Here is a 1,534-nt window from a genome sequence, read left to right on the forward strand (position 1 = left end):
TTTGTCGACAGCGGGTAGGTTTTTTGGCCCGTTGATGTGATGGTCGCCGCGTTCCGCGGCGACCTTCACCCTTCCGGCCGCGTAGCTTTGGGGGCGTACGCCAGCCGCTGAGGGAGCAGTCGTGGCACGGAAAATCGGCAGCCGGTACACCGCACACCAGATCCTGGGGCGCGGCAGCGCGGGCACGGTGTGGCTCGGCGAGGGGCCGGACGGGCCCGTCGCCGTCAAACTCCTGCGCGAGGACCTCGCGTCCGACCAGGAACTGGTCGGACGCTTCGTCCAGGAGCGCAGCGCACTGCTCGGCCTGGACCACCCGCACATCGTCTCCGTCCGCGACCTCGTCGTCGACGGCAACGACCTGGCCCTGGTCATGGACCTGGTGCGCGGCACGGACCTGCGCACGCGCCTGGACCGGGAGCGGCGGCTCGCCCCCGCGGCCGCCGTCGCGATCGTCGCCGACGTCGCGGACGCGCTCGCCACGGCCCACGCGGCCGGCGTCGTGCACCGCGACGTCAAGCCCGAGAACGTGCTGCTCGACATGCAGGGCCCGCTCGGGCCGGGCGGCTCGCACCCCGCACTGCTGACCGACTTCGGCGTGGCCAAGCTGATCGACTCGCCGAAGCGCGCCGCGTCGGCGGCCGCGGCAGGGCGCACGTCGGCCCCGGCGACCCGCATCATCGGCACGCCGGACTACCTGGCTCCGGAGATCGTGGAGGGCCTCCCCCCGCGGGCGGCCGTGGACATATACGCCCTGGCCACGGTGCTGTACGAGCTGCTGGCCGGGTTCACCCCGTTCGGCGGCGGCCATCCGGGTGCGGTGCTGCGCCGGCACGTGACGGAGACGGTGGTCCCGCTGCCGGGGATCCCCGACGAACTGTGGCAGTTGGTCGTGCAGTGCCTGGCCAAGGCCCCGGCCTCGCGGCTGCGCGCCTCGGAGCTGTCGGCACGGCTGCGGGACCTGCTGCCGATGCTGGCGGGGATGCCGCCGCTGGACGTCGACGAGCCCGACGACGCGGAGCCGGAGCAGCCCGACGCCGGGGAGGCCCCGGGGCAGGCCGACCCGGTCCGGCGCCGCGGAGTCGTCCCGCTGGTGCCGGGCACCGCGACCGACTCCAACCGTGACACCCACACCTCGATGCGGGTGCCGGCGCCGGACGAGTTGGCCGGGGGTGCGCTGGGCACCGCCCGGGTTCCCCGACCGGCCGGCGGGCACCGGCCGGGTTCGGCCCGGCACCGGGCGGGTACGGTCCGCAGGCGCCGTCTGGCGCTGTCGGCCGCCGCGGTGGGCCTGGTGGCCGCGCTCGGCGTGGGAGGCTGGCTGGCCTCGTCCCCCGACGAGCCGCCCCGTCCTCCGGCGAAGCACTCGGCCCCGCCGAAGCGCTAGCTGCCGCTGCCGCTGCCGCTGCGGGGAGCCTCCCCCCGTTCCCGAAAACCGGGTCTCCGGCCCCGGGCCGCGCCCGGGTGCTGCGCCGTTACGGGGCTGTCATGCATGACGCCGTGCGTAGATTTCTCGCTGAATTCGGCGGCCTGGAGG

General features: G+C 75.1%; 1 protein-coding gene. It reads left to right on the forward strand.

Going from position 1 to position 1,534, the window contains the following annotated elements; translation table 11 throughout:
• Window positions 1-121 precede the first annotated feature (121 nt).
• Entirely contained in the window at window positions 122-1,384 is a 1,263-nt protein-coding gene (locus ACFV7Q_RS38845) for a serine/threonine-protein kinase (protein ID WP_385435670.1), read from the forward strand.
• Window positions 1,385-1,534: the final 150 nt, after the last annotated feature.

The sequence above is a fragment of the Streptomyces sp. NPDC059851 genome, assembly GCF_042732005.1.
Classification (GTDB): Bacteria; Actinomycetota; Actinomycetes; order Streptomycetales; family Streptomycetaceae; genus Streptomyces.